Source organism: Streptomyces sp. URMC 127, from assembly GCF_051386535.1.
Taxonomy (GTDB): Bacteria; Actinomycetota; Actinomycetes; order Streptomycetales; family Streptomycetaceae; genus Streptomyces.
This window is the reverse complement of the sequence record NZ_JBPQTW010000365.1, coordinates 1-3582: the sequence shown is the minus strand read 5'-3', so window position 1 is coordinate 3582 and position 3582 is coordinate 1. Positions and strand designations below refer to the sequence as shown.

General features: G+C 74.2%; 4 protein-coding genes. All 4 read left to right on the top strand.

The features are described from left to right. The first annotated feature begins 28 nt into the window (after positions 1-28). Positions 29-1657 carry a M4 family metallopeptidase gene (locus ACSNOH_RS33965; RefSeq protein WP_436725302.1) on the top strand — a complete coding sequence of 543 codons (1629 nt, stop codon included), beginning with the start codon at positions 29-31 and terminating at the stop codon, positions 1655-1657. A 218-nt stretch (positions 1658-1875) separates the two neighbouring features. Beyond that, positions 1876-2259 carry a hypothetical protein gene (locus tag ACSNOH_RS33960; protein ID WP_436725301.1) on the top strand — a complete coding sequence of 128 codons (384 nt, stop codon included), beginning with the start codon at positions 1876-1878 and terminating at the stop codon, positions 2257-2259. Further along, entirely contained in the window at positions 2256-3131 is an 876-nt protein-coding gene (locus tag ACSNOH_RS33955; RefSeq protein ID WP_436725300.1) for a transcriptional regulator, read from the top strand. Before ACSNOH_RS33960 ends, ACSNOH_RS33955 begins: the two co-directional genes overlap by 4 nt. Positions 3132-3175: 44 nt before the next feature. After that, on the top strand, positions 3176-3582 hold a 407-nt coding region (locus ACSNOH_RS33950; protein ID WP_436725299.1), incomplete at its 3' end, for a roadblock/LC7 domain-containing protein.

Below are 3582 nucleotides of genomic sequence, written 5' to 3'. Positions count from 1 at the left end.
GCCCCGCCGCCCCTGCTAGGAGACAGAGTTGAGACGCATAACCACCCCCCGCAGCCTCACCCCCCGCAGCCGCACCGTCCGCACCACCGCCCTCCTCGCCTCCGCCGCCCTGTGCGCCGTCGCCGTGCAGACCGGCGTGGCCGGCGCCCAGGCCGAGCGCGGCCCGGACGCCATGGCGCTCCAGCTGAGCCCCGACCAGCGGGCCGCGGAGATACGCGGCGCCCAGGAGCAGGCGGGCGCCACCGCCGGGCAGCTCGGCCTCGGCGCCAAGGAGAAGCTGGTCGTCCGCGATGTGATCAAGGACGCGGACGGCACCGTGCACACCCGCTACGAGCGCACCTACGTCGGGCTCCCCGTCCTCGGCGGCGACCTCGTCGTCCACCGGGACAAGGCGGGCCGCACCACCGTCACCAAGGCCACCGAGTCGGCCCTCGCCCTCGCCTCCACCGACGCGCGGCAGCCCGCATCGGCCGCGGCGAAGGCCGCGCTGTCGGCCGCTTCCTCGGCGCACACCGCGAAGCCCTCCGCCGGCACCCCGCGCAAGGTCGTCTGGGCCGCCACCGGCAAGCCCGTCCTCGCGTACGAGACCGTCGTCGAGGGCGTTCAGCCGGACGGCACGCCGAGCGAGCTGCACGTCATCACCGACGCCGCCACCGGCAGCGAGCTCCACCGCTACGAGGCGATCGAGACGGGCACCGGCACCAGCCAGTACAGCGGCACCGTGCCGCTCACCACGACCAAGAGCGGCAGCAGCTACCAGCTCAACGACGGCGCCCGCGGCGGCCACAAGACGTACGACCTCAACCAGGGCACGTCGGGCACCGGCACGCTCTTCACCAACGCGACCGACACCTGGGGCGGCGGCCGCCAGACCGCCGGCGTCGACGCCCACTACGGCGCGGCCGTCACCTGGGACTTCTACAAGAACTTCCTCGGCCGCAACGGCATCCGCAACGACGGCAAGGGCGCCTACTCCCGCGCCCACTACGGCAACAGCTACGTCAACGCGTTCTGGAGCGACGCCTGCTTCTGCATGACCTACGGCGACGGCTCGGGCAACAAGAAGCCGCTCACGGCCATCGACGTCGCGGGCCACGAGATGAGCCACGGCGTCACCGCCGCGACCGCGAAGCTGGTCTACAGCGGCGAGTCGGGCGGCCTCAACGAGGCGACGTCGGACATCTTCGGCACCGCGGTGGAGTTCTACGCCAACAACGCCGCCGACAAGGGCGACTACCTCATCGGCGAGAAGATCGACATCTTCGGCAACGGCAAGCCGCTGCGCTACATGGACAAGCCGTCGAAGGACGGCAACTCCGCCGACAACTGGTCCAGCGGCGTGGGCGGCAAGGACGTCCACTACTCCTCGGGCGTCGCCAACCACTTCTTCTACCTGCTGGCCGAGGGCAGCGGCGCGAAGACCATCAACGGCGTGCAGTACGACAGCCCGACGGCCGACGGCTCCAAGGTCACCGGAATCGGCCGGGACAAGGCCGCCAAGATCTGGTACAAGGCGCTCTCCACGTACATGACGTCCAACACCAACTACAAGGCCGCGCGCACCGCGACGCTGTCGGCCGCGAGCGCCCTGTACGGCACCACGAGCACCGAGTACAAGACGGTCGGCGCGGCCTGGAGCGCCGTCAACGTCAAGTAGGACCGGCGTCCCCGGACGCCTCCGGCGGGCCCGCCCTCCCCTCCACAGGGGGCGGGCCCCTCGCCGCGCCCGGACGCACCGGATTCCGCCATACCGCAGCCTCCACATGTGCCGAGAGAAAATGCCAAAACTCTCCCCTCACGGGTCTGTCATCGATTACCTTCCGTCGCAGCGGACACGCCACTGGTAATCGGGCACGGGGGGCTGGAGAGGATCGTGTGACCGGTATCGACGGGTGCCTGGCCGAGGCCATGACCATCCCGGGGGCGCGGGGCGCGAGCCTCGTGGACTGGACGAGCGGGCTCGCGCTGGGCGAGGCGGGCGAGGGCCCCGGGCGCGACCACGAGAGCGCGGCCGCCGACACCGCGGAGCTGGCCCGGCTCGCCTTCGAGAACAGCGCGTTCACCGGGGCGACGGCGCGCACGGGCCCCGTGGAGGACCTGATCGTCACCGCGCGCGGCAGTTACCACCTCGTCCGTTTCGTGGAGACGGATTTCGACAGCAGCGTCTTCCTCTACGTGTGGCTGGACCGCGCCGAGGCGAATCTGGCCGTCGCCCTCTTCCGGCTCAAGAGCCTCACGGACAGGCTGGTCCTGGCATGACGGCCTCCGGCCCGGCCGGTCCGATACCCTCCGGCGCCGCGGCAGGGACGGCGGATACGGCAGAGACGACCGGTACGACAGCGACGGCGCAGCAGGCGGAGACGGCCGGAGCGCGGGAGACGGCGGAGCGCACGCTGGACCGGCTCGCTTGCGAGCGGGCCACCGGCGCCCTGCACGGCCGGGCCGGCGCCCTCTACCTCGCCGACGGCGCCGTGGTGCACGCCGAGAGCCCGGCCGTGCCCGACCTGGGCCGGCGGCTGACCGCCCGGGGGCGGCTGTCGCCGCAGGCGTGGGAGGAGGCCGTCGCCGAGGGCGGGCCCGGCTACCGCGCGGGCAGCCTCCTCGTCGAGCGCGGCCGGCTCAGCCGCGGCGAGCTGGAACTGTGCCACCTGAGCGCCCTGTTCGACGCGGCCTACTTCGTCCTGTGCCCGCTCGGCCCGGACCGGCGCGCCCCCGACCGCTTCCTCAGGGGCGCCCGGCACTGGCTGGGACCGGTCCGGCCCGTTCCCGTACCGCTGCTGCGGCGGGAGGTCGTGCGCAGACGGCGGCTGCTGGAGCGGGCCTGGCCGCGGCCGGAGGTGGACGCCGCGCCGGTGGTGCGCACGACCGGCGCCGACCGGGCCGGGCCGGCCCCGGGGGGCGGCCGCCGGGCGGTGCTGGCGGCCCCCGACGGCGTCCGCACCCCCGTGCAGATCGCGCGGGCCCTCGGGCGCCCGGCCTTCGCGACCCTCCTGGACGTGCGGCGGCTGGCCGCCGCCGGTCTCGTCCGCACGCCCCGTGCGGACGCCCCGCCCGCCCCGGGGCCGCCGCCTCCCGCGGCCCCGGAACTCTCCCTGCTCTACCGGATCCGCGACGCCCTGGAGGCCCTGTGACGGTGAGGCGCGCTTTCAGACCGTTCGCCGGAAGGAGACAACCGATGACCGCCGCACCCGAGGTGCTCGCCGAGCTCGAGGGGTTACGGGCCAGGGTTCCGCACCTGACGGGGGCGATGGTGGCCAGTACGGACGGTCTGGTGATCGCGCACCTGGTCACCGGCATGGAGCCGGACGGCGTCGCGGCGCTGACGGCGGCGGCGCTCGGGGTGGGCGCGCGGCTGACGGACGCCGTCGGCCACGGCGGCTTCCGCGAACTGCTCGTCAGCGGCGAGCACGGCTACGTGGCGACGTACGCGGCCGGGCCCTCGTCCGTCCTGACGCTCCTGGCCACGGCCGACGCCAACGTCGGCCGGCTGAACCTGGAGGCCCGCCGGGCCGGGGCGCGCATCGCCCCGCTGACCGGCGGTCCCGCCGGCCGCCGGGACCGGGCCCCCGCTCCGCCCCCGCC